Annotated in this window: 17 protein-coding genes; 7 read left to right on the top strand and 10 right to left on the bottom strand. The window is 71.7% G+C overall.

Annotation, left to right across the window (positions count from 1 at the left end; translation table 11 throughout):
- The first annotated feature begins 1 nt into the window (after nucleotide 1).
- The 4 genes from ACWEVP_RS11635 (at nucleotide 2) to ACWEVP_RS11620 (ending at nucleotide 4711) form a co-directional block, all read left to right on the top strand.
- A complete protein-coding gene (locus ACWEVP_RS11635) occupies nucleotides 2-814 on the top strand; it encodes an ABC transporter ATP-binding protein (RefSeq protein WP_452062499.1) in 813 nt (270 codons plus the stop codon).
- Nucleotides 804-1811: an ABC transporter substrate-binding protein gene (locus tag ACWEVP_RS11630; protein WP_452062498.1), complete on the top strand. Its 1008-nt coding sequence runs from the start codon at nucleotides 804-806 to the stop codon at nucleotides 1809-1811. Before ACWEVP_RS11635 ends, ACWEVP_RS11630 begins: the two co-directional genes overlap by 11 nt.
- Before the next feature lie 12 nt (nucleotides 1812-1823).
- Complete coding sequence (locus ACWEVP_RS11625; RefSeq protein WP_452062497.1) at nucleotides 1824-2309, top strand: Lrp/AsnC family transcriptional regulator; 486 nt, start codon at nucleotides 1824-1826, stop codon at nucleotides 2307-2309.
- Nucleotides 2310-2416: 107 nt separating this feature from the next.
- The gene (locus ACWEVP_RS11620) at nucleotides 2417-4711 is read left to right on the top strand and encodes a transketolase-like TK C-terminal-containing protein (RefSeq protein ID WP_452062496.1); all 2295 of its coding nucleotides are present in this window, start codon (nucleotides 2417-2419) and stop codon (nucleotides 4709-4711) included.
- Here the strand turns inward: ACWEVP_RS11620 and ACWEVP_RS11615 are convergent.
- Nucleotides 4704-5300 carry a hypothetical protein gene (locus ACWEVP_RS11615; protein ID WP_452062495.1) on the bottom strand — a complete coding sequence of 199 codons (597 nt, stop codon included), beginning with the start codon at nucleotides 5298-5300 and terminating at the stop codon, nucleotides 4704-4706. The two genes, ACWEVP_RS11620 and ACWEVP_RS11615, sit on opposite strands and share 8 nt — an antisense overlap.
- 126 nt (nucleotides 5301-5426) lie before the next feature.
- Here ACWEVP_RS11615 and rlmN point away from each other — a divergent pair, with 126 nt between their 5' ends.
- Entirely contained in the window at nucleotides 5427-6533 is a 1107-nt protein-coding gene (gene rlmN, locus ACWEVP_RS11610) for a 23S rRNA (adenine(2503)-C(2))-methyltransferase RlmN (protein WP_452062494.1), read from the top strand.
- A 31-nt stretch (nucleotides 6534-6564) separates the two neighbouring features.
- A complete protein-coding gene (locus ACWEVP_RS11605) occupies nucleotides 6565-6831 on the top strand; it encodes a hypothetical protein (RefSeq protein WP_452062493.1) in 267 nt (88 codons plus the stop codon).
- A gap of 42 nt (nucleotides 6832-6873) precedes the next feature.
- Here ACWEVP_RS11605 and ACWEVP_RS11600 read toward each other — a convergent pair whose 3' ends face one another.
- The 9 genes from ACWEVP_RS11600 to ACWEVP_RS11560 all read right to left on the bottom strand — a co-directional run bounded on the left by ACWEVP_RS11600 (nucleotide 6874) and on the right by ACWEVP_RS11560 (nucleotide 17350).
- On the bottom strand, nucleotides 6874-8526 hold the full coding sequence (locus ACWEVP_RS11600) for a glucosaminidase domain-containing protein (protein ID WP_452062492.1): 1653 nt from the start codon (nucleotides 8524-8526) through the stop codon (nucleotides 6874-6876).
- Nucleotides 8523-10109, bottom strand: a complete 1587-nt coding sequence (locus ACWEVP_RS11595; protein ID WP_452062491.1) for a CHAP domain-containing protein — start codon at nucleotides 10107-10109, stop codon at nucleotides 8523-8525. Before ACWEVP_RS11595 ends, ACWEVP_RS11600 begins: the two co-directional genes overlap by 4 nt.
- Before the next feature lie 185 nt (nucleotides 10110-10294).
- On the bottom strand, nucleotides 10295-12079 hold the full coding sequence (locus tag ACWEVP_RS11590; RefSeq protein WP_452062490.1) for a hypothetical protein: 1785 nt from the start codon (nucleotides 12077-12079) through the stop codon (nucleotides 10295-10297).
- Between the two features lie 105 nt (nucleotides 12080-12184).
- Nucleotides 12185-12979: a dimethylarginine dimethylaminohydrolase family protein gene (locus ACWEVP_RS11585; RefSeq protein ID WP_452062489.1), complete on the bottom strand. Its 795-nt coding sequence runs from the start codon at nucleotides 12977-12979 to the stop codon at nucleotides 12185-12187.
- A gap of 92 nt (nucleotides 12980-13071) precedes the next feature.
- On the bottom strand, nucleotides 13072-13218 hold the full coding sequence (locus tag ACWEVP_RS11580) for a hypothetical protein (RefSeq protein ID WP_372670665.1): 147 nt from the start codon (nucleotides 13216-13218) through the stop codon (nucleotides 13072-13074).
- A gap of 84 nt (nucleotides 13219-13302) precedes the next feature.
- Entirely contained in the window at nucleotides 13303-13785 is a 483-nt protein-coding gene (locus tag ACWEVP_RS11575) for a hypothetical protein (RefSeq protein WP_452062488.1), read from the bottom strand.
- Between the two features lie 297 nt (nucleotides 13786-14082).
- Nucleotides 14083-15399, bottom strand: coding sequence for a helix-turn-helix domain-containing protein (locus ACWEVP_RS11570; protein WP_452062487.1), 1317 nt, complete (start codon nucleotides 15397-15399; stop codon nucleotides 14083-14085).
- 203 nt (nucleotides 15400-15602) lie between these two features.
- Nucleotides 15603-16820 carry an MFS transporter gene (locus tag ACWEVP_RS11565; protein ID WP_452062486.1) on the bottom strand — a complete coding sequence of 406 codons (1218 nt, stop codon included), beginning with the start codon at nucleotides 16818-16820 and terminating at the stop codon, nucleotides 15603-15605.
- 233 nt (nucleotides 16821-17053) lie between these two features.
- A complete protein-coding gene (locus ACWEVP_RS11560; protein ID WP_372670671.1) occupies nucleotides 17054-17350 on the bottom strand; it encodes a putative quinol monooxygenase in 297 nt (98 codons plus the stop codon).
- A gap of 196 nt (nucleotides 17351-17546) precedes the next feature.
- Between ACWEVP_RS11560 and ACWEVP_RS11555 the strand changes: the two genes are divergently transcribed.
- Nucleotides 17547-18926, top strand: a complete 1380-nt coding sequence (locus ACWEVP_RS11555; RefSeq protein WP_452062485.1) for an AlkA N-terminal domain-containing protein — start codon at nucleotides 17547-17549, stop codon at nucleotides 18924-18926.
- The last annotated feature ends 104 nt before the right edge of the window (nucleotides 18927-19030 follow it).

Raw genomic sequence — 19030 nt, 5'->3', positions numbered from 1 at the left:
CGTGACACTGCACACCGAGAACCTCGAGCTCGGCTACGGCCCGCTGCGCGTGGTCAAGGACCTCTCCGTGCGGATCCCGCCCGGCCGGGTCACCATGATCGTCGGGACCAACGCCTGCGGGAAGTCGACGCTGCTGCGCGGGCTGGCGCGGCTGCTCACCCCGACCGCGGGCGCCGTCTACCTCGACGGCAAGGGCATCACGACGTGGCGCAGCAAGGACGTCGCGACCGTGCTGGGCCTGCTGCCGCAGTCGCCGACCGCGCCCGAGGGCATCACCGTCGCCGACCTCGTCGGGCGTGGCCGCTACCCGCACCAGGGCGTGTTCCGCCGGTGGAGCGCCGAAGACGACGACGCCGTCGCGAAGGCGATGGTCGCCACCGACACGGTCGAGCTCGCCGGCCGGCCGGTCGACGAGCTGTCCGGCGGGCAGCGCCAGCGCGTCTGGATCGCGATGGCCCTGGCGCAGCGGACTCCGTTGCTGCTGCTCGACGAGCCCACGACGTTCCTCGACATCGCCCACCAGGTCGAGGTCCTCGACCTGCTCGCGGAGCTGAACGCCGAGGACGGCCGGACCATCGTCATCGTCCTGCACGACCTCAACCTGGCCGCCCGCTACGGCGACCACCTCATCGCGATGAAGGACGGCCGGATCGCCGCCGAGGGCGCGCCCGCCGACATCCTCACCGCCGAACTCGTCGCCGACGTCTTCGGCATGCCCTGCCAGGTCATCGAAGACCCGGTGTCCGCCACGCCCCTGGTCGTCCCGATCGGCCGGCGGCGGGCCACCTCGAAAGGAAGTCCCGATGCGTCCTAAGCGGACATCTCCGGTCGCCGTGCTCGCGGCCGTCACGCTCCTCGCCGCGTGCGGGCAGCCCGACAAACCGAGCAGTTCCGGCGTCGGCGACCAGGACGTCGCCACCGGCGGCCGGCTGTTCTCGACCGCGGACAAGGAGACGGCCAAGCTCGGCGCGGACGTCGGACCCGGCGTCTTCCCGCGCACGGTCACCCACGCGCTGGGCAAGACCCAGCTGGACAAGAAGCCCACGCGGGTCGTGGTGCTGGACAGCGGCGAGCTGGACGACGTCCTCGCGCTCGGCGTCACGCCCGTCGGCATGGCCACCACCGCCGGGCAGAGCGGCGTGCCGTCCTACCTCGCCGACCGCGTCGAGGGCATCCCGACGGTGGGGGACATCAACAACCTCAACCTCGAACGGATCGCCGCGCTGACGCCGGACCTGATCGTCGGCAGCAAGCTGCGCGCCAACGACCTCTACCCGCAGCTGTCGAAGATCGCGCCGACGGTGTTCGGCATCCGGCCCGGGTTCCCGTGGAAGGAGAACCTGCTGCTGATCGGGGCCTCGCTCGGTGACGAGACGAAGGCCGTCGGGCTGCTGAACGACTACCAGAAGCGCGCGAACGAGGTGAAGGCTTCGGTCAAGGGCACGCCGAAGATCTCGCTGCTGCGCTTCCTCTCCGGCAACATCCGGCTCTACGGCAACCTGTCCTTCATCGGCGTCATCCTCAAGGACGTCGGTCTCGAACGGCCCGCGAACCAGAACATCGACGAGCTGGCCGCGCAGATCTCGAAGGAGCGCATCGACGAGGCCGACGCCGACTGGATCTTCTACTCCAGCTACGGCGCCGGCCCGAGCGCGGACGAGAAGGCCGTGACGAGCAGCGGGCTGTGGGCCGGGCTCGGCGCGGTCAAGGCGAAGCACGCCATCCCGGTCGCCGACGAGGTGTGGTTCCTCGGCCTCGGCCCGATCGGGGCGATGAAGGTCCTCGACGACCTGAAGAAGTACCTGGGCTGACAAAATCGGCGGGTGCCGGAAACCATCGACGAGATCGACGCGCGCCTGCTCGAAGCGCTGGGGGAGGACCCGCGGTCCACGGCGGTCGCGCTGGCCGAGCGGCTGGGCCTGTCCCGCAACACGGTGCAGGCCCGGCTCGTGCGGCTCGAGCAGCGCGGCGTCCTCCGGTCGTTCGAACGCCGCATCGACCCCGCCCGGCTGGGCTACCCGCTGCGGGCCTTCGTCAACGCGATGGTCGACCAGCGGCGCCTCGCCGAGATCGCCGACGCCCTGTCCACGATCCCCGAGGTCACCGAGGTGTGCGGGCTGACCGGGGCGAGCGACCTGATGGTGCAGGTGGTGGCCGTCGACGCCGACGACCTCTACCGCATCGCCGGACGCATCCTCGCCTCCCCGGGCGTCGAGCGGACGAACATCTCGCTCGTCATGCGCGAGCTCGTCCCGTACCGCCTGACGCCCCTGCTGGAGCGCGTGCATTCTGCGCACCCGGAGACCTGAGCCGTCCGCTCCCGGTGTGCAATCTGCGCACTCACGTCCGCATCGGTTGTGCGAAGCGTCCACCAGTGCTGTCCTGGTGTGCGCTTCCTGCACGAAAGGTGTCGACGATGACCCACGCCCCCGCGACCGCCCCGGCGCTCACCGCGATCGAGCAGCGGGTCCTCTGGCTCGCCACCGCGATCGTGCACCAGGCCAACCGGGTCCGGCCCAACCCCTCGGGGCTCAAGGTCGGCGGGCACCAGGCGTCGTGCGCGTCGCTCGTGTCGATCATGACGTCGCTGTGGTTCCGGCACCTGCGCCCCGAGGACCGCGTCTCGGTCAAGCCGCACGCGTCGCCGGTGCTCCACGCGATCAACTACCTGCTCGGCGAGCTGGACGAGGCCTACCTGCCGACGCTGCGCGAGTTCGGCGGCCTGCAGAGCTACCCGAGCCGCGCGAAGGACCCCGACCCCGTCGACTACTCCACCGGCTCGGTCGGCATCGGCGCCACCGCCCCGATCTGGGGCGCGCTGGCGCGCCGCTACCTGACGACCCGGGGCTCTTCGGCGGGCACCGGCCGGCAGTACTCGCTGGTCGGCGACGCCGAGCTGGACGAAGGCGCCATCTGGGAGGCCATCCTCGACCCGGCCGTCGCCGAGCTGGGCGAGGTCGTCTGGATCGTCGACCTCAACCGCCAGTCCCTCGACCGGGTGGTTCCGAACATCGCGGCCGGGCGGCTGCAGGGCATGTTCGACGCCGCCGGCTGGCAGGTGCTGACCCTCAAGTACGGCCGCCTGCTGGAGGAGCTGTTCACCCGGCCCGGCGGCGCCGAGCTGCGCGCCCGCATCGACGGGATGCCGAACCCCGAGTACCAGCGGCTGCTGCGCTGCGACGCCGCCCAGCTGCGCGACCGGCTGCCCGCGGGGAACGCGGCGCTGGCCTCGTTGGTGGCCTCGCTCGACGACGAAACCCTGCTGGCCGCGATCCGCAACCTCGGCGGGCACGACCTCGGCTCGCTCGACGAGGTCTTCGCGTCCATTTCGGACGACCGGCCGACGGTCATCTTCTGCTACACGGTCAAGGGCCGCGGTCTCCCCACGCAAGGACACCCGCAGAACCACTCGTCGCTGCTGACCGTTTCGCAGATGGAGGAGCTGGCTTCTTCGCTGGGCGCGGACCTCGCTTCGCCGTGGGAGCGCTTCGCCGAAGGGTCACCCGAAGCCGCGTTGTGTCTTGAAGCTGCTTCGCGCCTTCGCCGTCCGGACGTTCCTTCGGCGCCTTCGCTGGAGCTGCCGGTCGACATCGGGCGTACGCCGTCCGGGACCGCGACGACGCAGGCGGCACTGGGCCGCGTCCTGCTCGACCTCACGCGCGAAGCACCCGAAACGGCGAAGCGCGTGGTGACGGTCAGCCCCGACGTCAGCTCGACCACCAACCTCGGCGGCTGGGTCAACAAGGTCGGCGTCTGGTCGGCCACCGAGCGCCGCGACTGGTTCGAGGACGACCCCGAGACGATCATGCACTGGCGGGAGAAGCCGACCGGCCAGCACGTCGAGCTGGGCATCGCCGAGACGAACCTGGTCGGCCTGCTGGGCGAGCTGGGGGCGACGTGGAGCCGCTGGGGCGAGCCGCTGCTGCCGATCGGCGTCATGTACGACCCGTTCGTCGAGCGCGCGCTCGAGCCGTGGTCGTTCGGCATCTACGCGGGCGGGCAGTCGATCCTGATCGGCACGCCGTCGGGGGTCACGCTCGCCCCGGAGGGCGGCGCGCACCAGTCGATCACCACGCCGTCGATCGGCATCGAGCAGCCCGGCTGCGTCAGCTACGAACCGGCGTTCGCGATCGACACCGAATGGACGCTGCTCGCCGCGCTCGGCCGGCTCGGCAAGCCGGGCGGCACGTCGTCGTACTTCCGGCTCTCGACGCGCCCGGTCGACCAGACGCTGGCCGCGGTGCCCACCGACCCGGCGGCGCGCGAACGCCGTCGCCGCCAGGTCGTGGCGGGCGCGTACCTGCTGCGGCGGGCGTCCTCTCCGTCGGTGACGTTGGCGGCGATGGGCGCCCTGGTGCCGGACACGCTCGCGGCGGCCGAGCGGCTGGCCCAGGTGGGCGTCGAGGCGGACGTGGTGTGCGTGACCAGCCCGGGCCTGCTGTTCGACGCCGTCCAGGCGCGGTCGGGCCGGGGCGGCGGCGAGTCGTGGATCCTCGACCAGGTGTTCCCGGCTTCGCGGGCTCGCCCGCTGGTGACGGTCCTCGACGGGCACCCGCACACGCTGGCGTTCCTCGCCGGGATCAACCGGGTGCCGTCGGTCGCGCTGGGCGTCACGAAGTTCGGGCAGTCGGGGTCGCTGGAGGACGTCTACCGCTACCACGGCATCGACACGGACGCGATCATCCGCGCGGCGCTCGACGCCGTCAGCTGAAGGTCGCGCCGGCCAGCACGGCGTCCATCTTCTCGTTCCAGCCTTCGAACGCCCCGTACTGGACGACGAGGATCTTGCTGGTCGGCAGCCACCACATCCGGACCTGGTTGTTCTGGGTCTCGTCCTTGCAGGTGACTTCCCAGCGGCCGTACTCGGCCGTCTTCGTGCCGATCGGCTTGAAGCCGGACTCGACGAGGTTGCTGCCGGTCGCCTCCGCGGCCTGCCCGGGCGGCGACGCGGCCGTGATGCATGTCGGCACGTCGGTGCCCGTGTACCAGCCGAAGGGGCGCTTCGCGCTCGGGAGGTTGATGGGCGCGTTGGGGTCCGCGGTCGCTTCGTGCAGGTCCAGGAGCCGGGCTTCGCAGACGACGGTGCCTTCGGCGACGCAGCCGTCGAGCAGGCCGTCTTCGCTCGCTTGGGTGTACTTCGCGCCGACGGGCAGCGTGACGTGCATGGTCCCGACGACGACCTCCGGCCCGGCGGCCTTCGTCACCGTCGGCACGGGCTGCGCCTGCCCGCCGGTCGACGTGCTGCAGGCGGCGGCGCTCAGGACCACCGCGAGGACCAGGACGTTGTGCCGGAAGGACACGGGCTCACCTCTTTCGTCCGCTGTTGGACTCCCGGACGGCCTTCCCGGTTTCGCCGGTGACCTGGCGTACATTCGGCCAGGGCGGTTCGGGCGGTGCTGGTGGGCGCGTGGGACACTGGTCAGGTTATGACTGCCCTCCCGCTCGTTTTCGACGCCCCCAAGCGCGGCCTGCCGCCGCGCCACCTCGCCGACCTGTCCGTGGCCGAGCGCGCCGCCGCGGTGGCGGAGCTGGGGGAGAAGCCGTTCCGGGCGAAGCAGCTGTCGAACCACTACTTCTCGCGGCTGACGGTCGACCCGGCGGAGATGACGGACATCCCGGCGGCTTCCCGGGACCGGCTCGTCGAGTCGTTGATGCCGACGCTGCTGACCGAGGTCCGCGCGCTTTCGGCCGACAACGGCGCGACCCGCAAGACGCTGTGGCGCGCGCACGACGGAACGCTCCTGGAGAGCGTCCTGATGCGCTACCCGGACCGCGCGACGCTGTGCATTTCGAGCCAGGCCGGCTGCGGCATGGCGTGCCCGTTCTGCGCGACCGGCCAGGGTGGTCTGGACCGGAACCTGTCGACGGCGGAGATCGTGGACCAGGTGCGTTCGGCGGCGGCGGTCATGCGCGACGGCACGATGCCGGGTGGGCCCGGCCGGCTGTCGAACATCGTCTTCATGGGAATGGGCGAGCCTCTCGCGAACTACAAGCGCGTGGTGGCGGCGGTTCGCCGGATCACCGATCCGGCTCCGGGTGGGCTGGGGATCGGTCAGCGGTCGGTGACGGTGTCCACTGTGGGCCTGGCGCCGGCGATCCGGAAGCTGGCGGACGAGAAGATGCAGGTTCGGCTGGCGGTGTCGTTGCACACGCCGGATGACGAGCTGCGGGACACGCTGGTGCCGGTGAACAACCGGTGGTCGGTGGACGAGGTGCTCTCGGCTGCGCGGTACTACGCCGACACGTCGGGGCGGCGGGTGTCCATCGAGTACGCGTTGATCCGGGACATCAACGACCAGCCGTGGCGGGCCGAGCTGCTGGCCAAGCGGCTGCGTAAGCACCTGGGCCAGCTGGTGCACGTGAACGTGATTCCGCTGAACCCGACTCCGGGTAGTAAGTGGGATGCGTCGCCGAAGCCGGTGGAGCGGGAGTTCGTGCGGCTGGTGAACGCCGGCGGGGTAGCCTGCACGGTGCGGGACACGCGCGGTCAGGACATCGCGGCCGCCTGCGGGCAGCTCGCCGCTGAAGGCTAGTTTTCTTTTGGGTTATGGAGATTCTGTCGTGATGTATGCCCCCAGCCTGTTGGACCCGGCTGCGGAATCGTTGAAGCTCACGGATTTCGTCGGTGCGACCGATGTCGCGCGTGAGGCCCGGACGTTGCTGGGCGAGCGGTTCAGCTCGGTGACGTTCATGTACGTGCTGATGCGCGCATTCGAGGTGGAGTACGCGGCCGCGTGCGACGCGGCCCGCTGGCACGAGTTCCACGGCGGCCCGCGGGCGCTGTCGGACGCCGATCTGGAGAAGCTGCTCGCTCCCTGGCTCGACCGCTGACAAGGCCCCCGGGGAAATCCCCAGGGGCCTCGGAAGCGAGCGTCAGTTCGCGATCGTCCAGTCGCCGATCGCCGACCAGTAGTTCCAGCCCGCCGCGCTGTAGTTGTGGATGAGCTTGCCGTCCGTTCCCCTGGCGAACGCCTCGACGTTGCCGTCGTGGTCCTGGTACACCGCGCTCGGAGAACCGGCGATCTGCCAGCCGCCCACCGCGGACCAGTCGTGCCAGGTTCCGGCCGTGTTGTACGTGTGGATCAGCCGGTTGTCCGCCGAGCCCCGCGCGAACACCTCCGTCGTCCTCGTCCCCGGCTCGTAGATCGCGCTCGGGGTGCCCGTGAACGTCCAGTCGCCGATCGCCGACCACGAGTTCCAGCCCGAGGCGCTGTAGTTGTGGACGAGCTTGCCGTCCGTGCCCCTGGCGAACACCTCGGTGTTGCCGTCGTGGGCCTGGTACACGGCGACGGGGTCGCCGCTGATCTGCCAGCCCCCGGCCGCCGACCAGTCGTGCCAGGTGCCGTCGGACGTCTTGTAGATGTGCACCAGCTTGCCGTCGGTGCCGCGGGCGAACACGTCCACCGACCGCGTGGCGGCCTGGTGGACCACCGAGGGCGTGCCGGTGATCTGCCAGCCGCCGAGCGTGGTCCACGAATGCCAGACGTTGTCCGCGGTCTTGTAGATGTGCACGAGTTTTCCGTCGGCGCCGCGGGCGAAGACCGCGGTGGCGCCGGTGTCGGGTTCGTAGACGGCCGCCGGGTCCCCGGCGAGCTGCCAGTCCGCCAGGACGGACCAGTTGCCCCACGCGGAACTGTCGGTGTGGATGAGCTTGCCGTCGGTCCCGCGGGCGAACACCTCGGTCGTCCCGGTGTTCGCCTGGTAGACCGCGGCGGGCCGGCCCGCGAACTGCCAGCCGCCGATGGCCGACCAGTCGTGCCAGGTGCCGCCGGTGTTGTAGGTGTGGACGAGCCGGTTGTCCGCGGCGCCGCGGGCGAAGACCTCGGTCGTTCCCGTGTTCGGCTCGTACACCGCGGCGACCGAGCCCGCGCCGCCGCTGCCCGCGGTGTCGAACCGGTACAGGTCGTTCGCCTGCATCGTCCCGATGACCTTGGTGGCGTAGTCCGGATCTGTCGCGTAGTGCACGGCGACGTGCTGGATGAACGCGTCCGGGTCGTGGCGGTAGGGCAGGGCGTCCGCGTAGACGGAGAACGTCGTCAGCAGCCGGCCGTAGTCGCGGAACGAGTCCGTCATCGACGCGTAAACGCGGAAGTACGCGGTGGCCGGGTGGCAGCCCGAGGTATCGCACTCCGTGGTCGGGTACGCGTGGCAGCCGATGGCGATCCCGCCCGGCGAGTCCGGCGAGACGCACTTGAAGCCGAAGTAGTTCTTGTCGTTCACCGTCAGGGTGCTGCGGCCCCAGTCCGATTCGAGGATCGACTGTGCGGCCGTCACCGACGCCGGGATGTCGAATTCGTCGTGCACCTGCTGGGCGATCGGGCCGGCGAGCGCGATGTAGTCGTCCGAAGTGCTCTGCGTCCGGAAGCCGTTCAGCGCGGCCTGCTCGTTCGCGCGCTGCCGGGCCGGGTCCACCAGCCGGGTGTCGTCGGTGGTCGCCGGTGCCGCGACGGCGGGAGCCGTGGAGACCGTCGTGATCAGAGCCAGCGCGCCGAAAGCGGTCGCGGCCCGCAGTGTCCAGCGCTTCACGCCGCACCCCCGGTTTCCTCGGCGAGCTGCCAGTCGCCGATCGCCGACCAGGCGGACCAGCCGCCGCCGGCGTTGTAGACGTGGACCAGCCGGGCATCGCCGCCGCGGGCGAAGACCTCGGTGACGCCGTCGCCGGGCCGGTGGACCGGCAGCGGCTGGCCACCCAGCGCCCAGTCGCCGATCGCGGACCAGCCGGACCAGCCGCCGCCGGCGTTGTAGACGTGGATGAGCTTGCCGTCGGTGCCGCGGGCGAACACCTCGGTGACGCCCGGGCGCTCGACCACGGCCGGGCTGCCGTCGAACGTCCAGCCGTCGATCACCGACCAGGCCGACCAGCCGCCGCCGGAGCTGTAGACGTGGATGAGCTTGCCGTCGGCACCGCGGGCGAACACCTCGGTGACCCCGGATCCGGTGTGGTCGACGACCGCCGGCACGCCGGTGAACGCCCAGTCGCCGATCGCCGACCAGGCCGACCAGCCGTTACCGCCGTTGTAGACGTGGATCAGCCGGGCGTCGGTCCCGCGGGCGAAGACCTCGGTGACGCCGAGGTCGGCCCGGTACACCGCCACCGGGTCGCTCGCCATGGTCCAGCCGTCGATCGCGGACCAGCCGGACCAGCCGTTGCCGGCGTTGTAGACGTGGATGAGCTTGCCGTCGGTACCGCGCGCGAACACCTCGGTCGTGCCGGTGCCCGGCTGGTGGACGACGCTGGGGTTGCCCTGGAGCTTCCAGCCGCCGATCACCGACCACGGCGCCCAGCCGTTGCCGCTGTTGTAGGTGTGGATGAGGCTGCCGTCGCCGCCACGGGCGAAGACCTCGGTGGTCGCCGTGTCGGGGCGGTAGCTCGCCACCGGGTCGCCCGCGAGGGTCCAGTCGCCGATCGCGGACCAGTCCGCCCAGCCGTTGCCGCCGTTGTAGGTGTGGATGAGCTTGCCGTCGGTGCCGCGCCCGAAGACCTCGGTGACGCCGGTGTCCGGCCGGTACACCACCCGTGCCGTCTGGGCCGAATCCGCGTCGCCCTCCTCGACGACCGGGCTGACGAACCCGGAGATCGTCTGGCCGGCGACGCTTTGCCCGACCCGGCCGCCGCCGGTGGCCGGCTGCACCGAGGACGTGTCCGGCGAGGCGCCGAAGTTGCCGTTGATCGTCCGGATGGTCCCGTCGGCGTTCACGGTGTCGACGAGGGCGACGTGGTCGGCGTAGCCGTTGCCGTTGTAGTTGAAGACGGCGGCGTCGCCGACGCGGGGGACGTAGCCGGGGTCGGCGTGCAGCGTCCCGTTCCGCTGCCCGTAGAGGTAGAAGCTGCCCGCGGCGGCGGTGAGCCCGGTGACGTCGACGCCGTGGTGGCTCCACACCCACGACGCGAAATCGGCGCACCACGCTTCGTGGTTGGCGCAGCTGCTCTCGTACCCGGTGCCGCCGAGGCTGTTGGTACCGCAGATCGTGACGCCGAGGTTGGCTCTGGCGAGATCGCGGATGTCGGTCCGGGTGTCCGCGTGCGCGGCCGCCGGGCCGAACAGCGTCAGGACCGAACCGGCCAGCGCCGCCGCGGCGACGGCGCCTGTCGATCGTCTTGCGATCAAGGTGACCTCCAAGGTGAAACCCGTGAGGACGCCTCGCCGGCCTTCCTCGCTTTCCGGGACGGCCGTAGCTTGTCGGCGGCGGGTGAAAGAAACCTCAAAGGTGGTTTTCAGATGAGCGCTCGTGCCGCGGGAGCTGACGCGGGCGGAACGCGAAGTCCCCGAGTTCCGAGGAGACTCGTCCGACGTCAGCCGTAGTTCGGGTTGTCGGGCTCCGACCACGCGAGCTGGACCAGTTCCTGGCCGTGGCGTCTGCTGACCGCCGTCACGCGGCCCGGGATCAGGGCCGATGGCCAGACGCCGAAGACCAGCGGGCCCTCGCGGAAGTCGCCGTCGCCGACGACGCCCGGGGTCTGCAGGGCGGCCAACGTGGTGAGCGTCCCGTGCTGCAGCGCGCCGGACGCTCCTTCCGTGCGGCGGGCCACCACCAGGTGGAGGCCGACGTCCTTCGCCTGGGGGAGGAACTCGCGCAGCGGCTCGAACGGGTCGGCGTCACCGGGCGCGACGAGCTCGGCGTCGTCCACGACCACGTACAGGTCCGGTCCCGACCACCAGCTGCGGTTCTTCAGGTGCTCCTGCGTGACATCGGGGCCGGGGAGCCGCCGCCGCATCGATTCCCGGACGTCCTCCATGATCGCGGTGAGCTGGGCGTGGGACACCGCGTAGGCCAGCAGGTGCTCGGCCGGCACGTAACCGAGCGAGGTACGGCGGTAATCCACCAGCAGGATCACCGCTTCCGCCGCGGTGTTCTGCTCGACGATGCCGCGGAGGATGGTGCGCAGCAGCGTCGTCTTGCCCGATTCCGGCCCCATGAACGCCACGAAGTGCGGATCGGCCGCCGGCGACCAGACGGCCGGTGTTCCGTCGACGCGGACGCCGAGCGGCACGGAACCGGCCTCCGGAGCCGGTATCGCGGCGTAGGGAACGTGCGTCGGCAGCGCGGTCAGCTGCCGGGCCAGCTCGTCCGGCAGCTCGTCGAACGACGCGGGTGCCGTCTCGCCGAGCGTGAACACCGCCGAATCGAAGTGGGCGCGCGTCAGGAACACCGCGCCGGCGAACTCGAGGCCGCGGGTGAAGCGCGCCGACGTGAACACCGCGTCGCCGCGGAAGCACGCCGCCGAGAAGTCCGGCCGGCTGCCGAAAACGGCTCCGGTGAAGTCCGCCTCCGCCGTGAACGTCGCCGAGGCGAAACCGGCCGCGTCGGTGAACGTCGCGGCGCCGAAGCGCGCCGGACCCACGAAGGTCGCCGAGCGGAACCCGGCCGACCGCACCCGGCAGCCGCTCAGGTCGAAGCCGAGCAGGCTCGCGCCGGCGAGGTCGAGGTCGAGGTCCGGCCAGAAGCGGTGGTCCGGCGCGCCGGGACGCAGGTGGGCCGCCAGCACCTCGCCCACGGCCTGCCGGACGCGGCCTTGCTGCCCGAGGGGGTTTTCGACGACGTCCGCGGCCGCGTCGGTGAACATCCGCAGGTACGCGCAGAACACGTTGACGATCGTCTGCCGCTGGCCGGGGCTGCTCTGGCCGAGCCGCTCCAAGGCGTAGAGGCCGCCGAGCTGCACCGCCAGCCGCTCCGAACCCAGCTGGTCGACCGCCGTGCTGTAGAGCTCGGTGAGGCGTCGCTCCGCCGCGTCCAGCCGGGTGTCCTCGGCCATCCGTTCCTGCAGTGCGTGCGTGCGGGCCACCGCGGCCTGGTCCAGGTCCTTCTGCTTCAGCGCGATCTCGGCGCTGCGCTGCCGGCGCGCGGCGAGCAGCAGCGCCGCCGCCCCACCTGTCCCGACCACGACGGTGCCGGCCGTCTTGATCGCCTCCAGCTGGTTGCGCTCCCGCGCGTCGCCGTGGCCGAAAGCCGCCAGCAACCACACCGCGACCGCGACGCCGAGCACCACGATCACGGCGGAGGCGAACCAGATCATCCGGATGGACAGCACCCGGTAGGTGACCTCACCAGGCTCGTCGCGACGGGTTTGGTCCGCCATGCCGTTGTCCACGGTGATCACCGTAGGGCATGGCCGGTCGCTTCTCCCGTCATCGCGGGCCGCTCGCGGTGCCTGGCGGGCCATCGGCCCGCCAGGCACCGGCCGTCACGGGTTGTCCAGGGTCAACGCCGTGCAGCGGATTCCTCCGCCGCCCTTGCGCAGCTCCGTCGTGTCCAGCTCCGTCACCGTCAAGCCCATCGACCTCAGGTCCGCCGCCAGGCGCGGGGCACCCGCGGTCATCGTCACCGTGCGGCCGTCGCTGATCAGGTTCAACGCGAACGCCGCCGCCTCGGCCGGGGCCACCTCGATCAGCTCCACGCCCAGACCGCGCACCGTTCGCAGGCTCGCCGCGTCCAGTGCCTCCGGGTTGTAGGCCAGGACACCGGAACTGATCACCGCCACCGCCAGATCCAGGTCGTACCACCGGGAACTGGTCGTGCGGAGCGGGACGACGTCGTAGTCCAGGTGCCGGGCCAGCGTGCGCAGCGCCCGGGTGTCCGTGCGCTGGCCGTGCGCGGCCAGCAGCAGCGAGCCGCACGCCAGCGCGTCGCCCTGGCCGCTGAACGCGTACCGCGTCGAGGCCACCTCGAACCCGTGGGATTCCAGCCAGGCCCGGTGGTGCGGGGTTTCCGGAGCCCGCTCGGCCGGCAGCGTCGCCAGCACCGCGCGGGTTCCCTGGACCACCGCCGCGTTGGCGGTGTAGGTCATGTCGGGGCACGCCGGGTCCGCGTCGACGAACTCGACCTTGCGGCCGGCGGCCAGGTGCGCCTCCACGATGTTCTCGTGCTCGACGAGGGCGGCGTCCACGTCGGGCTGGATCCCGACGTGCATGTACGGGTTGATTTCGTAGTCGACGCGGAAATACCGCGCGGAACACATCAGAAGCCGTTGGTGGGTCATGGGTTCACTCGATTCGTCGAGGCGGGCGGGCGGTCGGGCTGGGGGGTGGCCCAGCCCGGGCGGCGCCCGGCCGGCGAAGCGAGCGAGCCGGGTCAGCCCAGGCCGCGCAAGCGGAACAGCTCGATCGTCATCAGGTAGCCCGGCTGCGAGCGGGCCGCGTCGATGCGCTGCGCCACCGTCGTGGCCGAGGGCGCCGGGCGCATCGCCGCGCTCACCGCGCGGACCAGTTTGGCGATCATTCTTTCTTCCTTTCTCCGAGGATTCCGGGGGAAACCCAGGGTGCCGGGCGGGGGGCCCGCCGGTCTGGCCGGATCCGGACACGTTCACCGCGTCGCGTTCAGGAAGCCGATGACGACCGCGCCCCACCAGCACAGCTGCGAAACCGCCGTGGTGAGGCCGCCGCGCACGAGCAGCCGCGGCGGCACCGGGCCGTCGACCAGCGTCATCCGCCCGCCGAGCACCGTCGCGTGCACGCCGTTGACGGCCAGCACGCCGACGAGGCAGAGCTTCACGACCGTGGCCGCGGACCCGAGGTCGGGCGAGAGCAGCGCGCCGCTCGCGACCAGGCCCGTCACCCCGCCCCAGACGAGCAGGTGCAGCCGGGAAGCGCTGCGGACGGCTTCGGCGAACGGCACGCGCCCGAGCGCCCACAGGGCGAAGAAGTAGTCCGCCACCAGGACCGCGCCGAAGCCGACCACGAGCGAGCTCAGGTGCGCGAACAGCGCGATGTCGTGCCACGCCGAGTTCGGCTTCACCCGCGTCGACAGCCAGATCGCCGAAGCGAGCAGCATGATCGAAGCAGACATGGCCGCATAGGCCGCGTAGCGTCGATGGACACCGGACCCCGGCGGACGCGGGGCGGGCGGGATCCGTACCGGGATGCCGTTGTCGAGCATGACCTTGTCCTTCCGGGGAAATCCGTGGGAGCGGGTTCCGCCGGAACGACCGGTGCGTGCGACCTGCCTGCGTCGGCGAGAACCCGTGCTGTGCTGATTACAGGCCATCGCGGACTTGGCTGGGAGTATTGTCCGCAAAGGACAATCAATCCCCGGTTCTGCGGGAGAAGACAGGGACGGCGGCGCCGTTGCCGGGCCGTCCCGGGGCTAGGCGGACACGGGCGCGGAGAGGTCGTGTCCGCCGCGTTCGGCGGCGCCCAGCACGAAGTCCCGCACCGGCGGCGGCATCCCGCACCCGTCGAGGTACGGATCCGCGTGCGTGAGCAGGCCGGCGTCGGCGATCTCCTCGGCCAGCTCGTCCAGCGCCGGCGGCCACGGATCCGGTGCGCCCGGCGAGGTCCGCGCCAGCTGCTCCAGCAGTTCCCGCGCGGCCGGGCTGAGCGTGCGGTACGCGGACTCCAGGGAATCCCGCAGGGACAGGTCCCCGACGCTGAGCCAGTCCACCGTGGTGCCGTTCAGGCGCCATTCTTCGACGACCCGCCGCAGCGTCAGCCGCGGCCGCGACGCGATCTTGCGCACGGCCAGGTCGAGCGCGAGCGGCAGGTCGCCGCACAGCTCGGCGAGGCGGTCGCAGTCCGGCCCGGCGGAGACCGCGACGTGCGGCAGCGCCGCGGTGATCATCGCGATCGAGTCGCCGCGCGGCAACGGCGTCAGCTGCAGGCGCTGGACGTCCCGCAGGCCCAGCAGCCGTTTCCGGCTGACCAGCAGCGTCGTGCTCGTGGTCGTCTCGGCCAGCAGCGGGCGCACCTGCTGCTCGTCCTGGACGTTGTCCAGCACGACGACGAGCCGGCGTTCGGCCAGCAGCGTCCGGTACAGCCCCGCGCGGTGGTCGAACGTGCCGGCGAGCTGGTCGTCGTCGACGCCGAGCGCGCGCAGGAACCCGTCGAGAACGTCGGCGGTCGCCGGCGCCGGGGGAGCGCCGCCGCCGTGGCGCAGGCCGCCGAGGTCGGCGTAGAGCTGCCCGTCGTTCTCCTCCGCCGCGATCGCGTGCGCGTGGTGCAGGGCCAGGTCGCTCTTGCCGACGCCGGCGGGCCCGCTGACGACCATGGGGGTGTCGCGCGGGGACCGCAGCCAGGCCAGCTCGGCCGCCCGCCCGACGAACCCCCGCGGTCTCGGGGGTAGCTGCGCCGGCTGCGGCGGGGTGCCGCGGCGCTGGAACAACGTCGGTCTCCGTTTGCGGGCCCCGAACGGGGCCTGCGTATAGCCGCTCGTCGCGGCGTGCCAGTGCTGGCGCCAGGCTTCGTCGTCGCCGCCGCACGCGGCCACGAACGCGAGGGTCACCTGCAGCGACGGCATCCGGTTGCCGCTCGCCGCGCTGGAGAGCACCGACGACGAGAACATCGCCGACCGGGCCATTTCCCGGTAGGTCGGGTTCCCGGCCCGCGCGCGCAGTTCACGCAATTCCCGGGCGAACTGGGTGGCGATGCCACCGGACATGTTGACGGGTTTTTCTGGCCTGCCCATGTGAATCCCTTCCCCTTCGTTCACTCAGCGTCGCTGTTGGCGGTCGGCGTCTCTTCCGCTCCTTGGCGGCCTTGCTAGCCCGTTCGGGTATTTCCCGCCACACTTGGTCGATCATTTTCGGGTGCTTTTTTACGTCGTTCCGGTGAATTGTGGCAACACTCGACGGCCGCCCGCGCGCAGCGGGCGGCCGTCGGGGACGGGGTTCAGGCGGCCGCGGGGCGCGCCGCCGTCATGCCGAGCAGCGCGCACAGCGCCGCGACCAGGCCGAGTGCGCCGCACAGCCACCAGACGCCGTTGCCCAGGGCCACCCACGCGGCGACGCCGAACAGCGGGCCCAGTGCCATACCGAGGCCGAAAGTCGCCTGGTGGGCGCTGATGTAGCGCGCTTTGACGGCGGCCGGGAACGTCGAGGGGTAGGCGAACATCGTCGGCCCGTTGACCATGATCCCGAAGACGAACACGACCGTGCAGACGACGAGCGCGACCGCGGAACCGCCGCTGAGCCCGAACCCGGCGACGCCGAGGCCCATCAGGACCGTCCCGGCCGTGGCGGCGACGTGGCCCGGCCAGCGCGTGACGTAGGAGGTGATCTTCAGCTCGCACAGGATGAGCACGGCCGACGCGGTCACGAGCACGACGCTGTAGAGCCCGGCGGAGTGTCCCTCGGCCGTGATCTTCAGCGGCAGCGAAACGGTGTACTGGACGTAGATGACCGACCCGATCAGCACCGAGGCCAGGAAGAACCAGAACCGCCCGTCCCGCAAGAGGATTCCGTACGCCGCACGCGTCCCGCCCTCCTTCGGGGACGCGGGCTCGCGCTCGACGCGGTGGTCGGGCAGCAGCCGCAGCGCCACGACCGCGTAGAGCAGGGCGGTGGCCGAGTCGAACCACAGCAGGAGGTTCCAGTCGAGGAGGATGAGCCCGGCCGCGACCAGCGGGCTGAGCGCCGCGCCGAGGTTGAGCGCGATCCGCATCATCGAGAAGCCCATCACGCGGTCGTCGCCCGGCATCAGCTCGCTGAGCAGGACCGCGGCCGCGGGCCGGTAGCTCTGCGTCGCGAGGCCCGCGAGCAGCAGCGCGGCCAGCAGCGGGACGTAGAGGCCGGGACGGCCGAACACCGGGATGACGGCGAGGATCGCGGCCGAACCCGCCATGGCGGCGGCGATCGTCGCGCGCGGGCCGATGCGGTGGACCAGCTCGCCGCCGGCGAGCCCGCCGAGGACCGAACCGACGCTGTAGGCGGCGATGGCGGCGCCGGCCTCGCCCGCGGAGAAGCCGCGGAAGACCAGGTACAGCACCATGAACGTCTGGACGAACGCGCCGAGCTGGTTGACGAGCACGCCACCGAGCAGGTAGCGGACGGGCGTGGGCGTCCGGCGCAGGACGGCCAGTACGCCGGCGGGTTTTTCGGTGGTGGTCACGGCCGAGCCTCCAGGTGGCGTGCGAAGGGGGTGCCGCACCTCGGTCGGGTGCCGGCTTCTTCATTGCAGCGGCCTGGCGGGTTGACCGGCAGAGTTGTCTCCGCCGGAAAATCAATTCTCGCGTGACGTGGACTACGCCGATAATCGGAGCGTAACGCGGTTGTCGCTGAATTCGCATTACCCGCGCCCGGCCGGACGCAGCCGTTGCTGCATCCGGCCGGTGAACGCGGAATTCAGAGCCCGACGATCAGTTCGTGGTCGATTTCCACGAACTCGGTGATCAGGTCGGCGAACTTGCCGGCGATCAGTTCCTTGTAGACGGCGGAACCGGTGTGCGCGTCGTAGGCGGCCTGGTCGGCGAAGTGCTCCACGAACAGCAGGAAGTCCGGCTTGGCGGGGTCGCGGTACACGCGGAAGGACAGGGTGCCGTCCTCCTGCCCGGGGCCGAGCGGCGCGAACTCGTGGACGAGCGCTTCGGCCTCGGCCTGCTTGCCCGGCTTCAGGGGGATGGGGAAGACCTTCGCCAGCATGGGAACCCTCTCGGTTGTGCGGTGGTTGATCCGCCGACCACTGTGCCGGGCGCGGGCGACCGGGTCCGGCCAGATCCGGACACGTCCCCGGCGGTCCCGGCCCCGGCGAAGAAGTCTTCTCCCGGGATGCGCACCTGCCCCGCTCATGTCCGGATCTGGCTAGCGCCGCACCGAGCCGATCCCCTACACCTGGGACATGACGACTTTTTCGGCCGTGGTCACCACCGGCATCTACTGCCGGCCGGGGTGCGGGGCGAAGCCGCTCGCCGAGAACGTGAAGACGTTCGAGCTGGCCGCCGAAGCGGAGGCCGCCGGGTTCCGGGCGTGCCTGCGCTGCCGCCCCTACCGCGTCGCCGGCCCGGTCGGCGCGGACGCGCCCGAGCTCGTCTGCCGGGCGGTGCAGCTGATCATCGCCGGCGCGCTGGACACCGGCACCGAAGCCGCGCTGGGTCAGCGGCTGGCGGTGTCCCCGCGGCACCTGCGCCGGCTCTTCCACGACCACCTCGGCGTGACGCCGGACCAGCTCGCCCGCTCGCGGCGCGCGCACTTCGCGCGCCGGCTGCTCGACGACTCCGACCTGACCGTCGCGGACGTGGCGTTCGCCGCCGGGTTCGGCAGCCTGCGCCAGTTCAACCGGGACATGAAGCTGGTCTTCCGCGCGTCCCCGGTCGAGCTGCGCAGCCGCCGCCGCAAGGCCGACCGGATCGCCGCGGACGGGGGCCTGCGGATGCGGCTGCCGTTCGTGGCGCCGCTGAACTGGGACGCGCTCACCGCGTTCCTCGCCGAGCGAGCGGTGCCCGGGGTGGAGTCGGTGCGCGACGGCGTCTACCGGCGCACGATCAGCCTGGACGGCGAAGCCGGGGTCATCGAGGTCGAGCGCGGTGGCGACGACCACCTGCTGCTGACCGCGCACATGCCGTTCTGGGAAGGGCTCATCCACGTCGTCGACCGCGTCGGGCGGATGTTCGGCGTCGACGCCGACACCGCCCCCGCCGAAGCCGCCCTCGCCGACGACCCGGTCCTCGGCCCGCTCCTGCGCAAGCGGCCCGGCCTGCGCGTGCCGGGCGCCTGGGGCTTCTTCGAGATCGCGGTGGAAGCCGTGCTCAGCCAGTACGGCGTCCGGACGCGGGTGCAGCGGCAGCTGGCCGCGCTGGTCGAAGCGGCGGGGCAGCCGGTCCCCGGCCTCGAGCACGGCCTGACCCACCTGTTCCCGTCGGCCGGCGTCCTCGCCGAGGCGGACCTGGACGCGGCCCGCCTGCCCGCGGCGGCCGCGCGGACGCTGCGCGCGTTCGCCACCGCCGTCGCCGCCGACGAGACCCTGCTCGACCCCGGGGCGAGCCTGGCCGACTGCACCGCCCGGCTGACGGCGCTGCCCGGCATCGAGCAGAGCACCGCCCAGGAGATCGCCCTGCGGCTGGGGCACGCCGACGCCTTCCCGGCCACCGAGCGCACGGTCGAGACGCAGCTGCTCGAGCACGACGTCTTCGCCGTCGCCGGCCGCACGGCCGCCGCCTGGCACCCGTGGCGGGCCTTCGCCGCCACCCACCTGATCGCCGCCGGCACCCCGGCTGCCTGAAACACCCCGAGGAGTCTCAATGATCGTGTCAAGCGCCGGCTGTGGCTGTGATCGGTGGTGAGGGATGGAACTCACGGCCGTCGCGCAGCAGTGCCCAGATGACG

The organism is Amycolatopsis sp. NPDC003865 (assembly GCF_053605345.1).
Note: the sequence above shows the minus strand (reverse complement) of the source record. Positions and strands in the feature narration are given on the sequence as shown.

Bases quoted from the DNA above. Each gene is read 5' to 3' on its own strand.
- ACWEVP_RS11630 (WP_452062498.1), top strand. From the start codon at position 804: ATGCGTCCTAAGCGGACATCTCCGGTCGCCGTGCTCGCGGCCGTCACG.
- ACWEVP_RS11620 (WP_452062496.1), top strand. From the start codon at position 2,417: ATGACCCACGCCCCCGCGACCGCCCCGGCGCTCACCGCGATCGAGCAG.
- rlmN (WP_452062494.1), top strand. From the start codon at position 5,427: ATGACTGCCCTCCCGCTCGTTTTCGACGCCCCCAAGCGCGGCCTGCCG.
- ACWEVP_RS11605 (WP_452062493.1), top strand. From the start codon at position 6,565: ATGTATGCCCCCAGCCTGTTGGACCCGGCTGCGGAATCGTTGAAGCTC.
- ACWEVP_RS11590 (WP_452062490.1), bottom strand. From the start codon at position 12,079: ATGGCGGACCAAACCCGTCGCGACGAGCCTGGTGAGGTCACCTACCGG.
- ACWEVP_RS11585 (WP_452062489.1), bottom strand. From the start codon at position 12,979: ATGACCCACCAACGGCTTCTGATGTGTTCCGCGCGGTATTTCCGCGTC.
- ACWEVP_RS11580 (WP_372670665.1), bottom strand. From the start codon at position 13,218: ATGATCGCCAAACTGGTCCGCGCGGTGAGCGCGGCGATGCGCCCGGCG.
- ACWEVP_RS11575 (WP_452062488.1), bottom strand. From the start codon at position 13,785: ATGTCTGCTTCGATCATGCTGCTCGCTTCGGCGATCTGGCTGTCGACG.
- ACWEVP_RS11570 (WP_452062487.1), bottom strand. From the start codon at position 15,399: ATGGGCAGGCCAGAAAAACCCGTCAACATGTCCGGTGGCATCGCCACC.
- ACWEVP_RS11560 (WP_372670671.1), bottom strand. From the start codon at position 17,350: ATGCTGGCGAAGGTCTTCCCCATCCCCCTGAAGCCGGGCAAGCAGGCC.
- ACWEVP_RS11555 (WP_452062485.1), top strand. From the start codon at position 17,547: ATGACGACTTTTTCGGCCGTGGTCACCACCGGCATCTACTGCCGGCCG.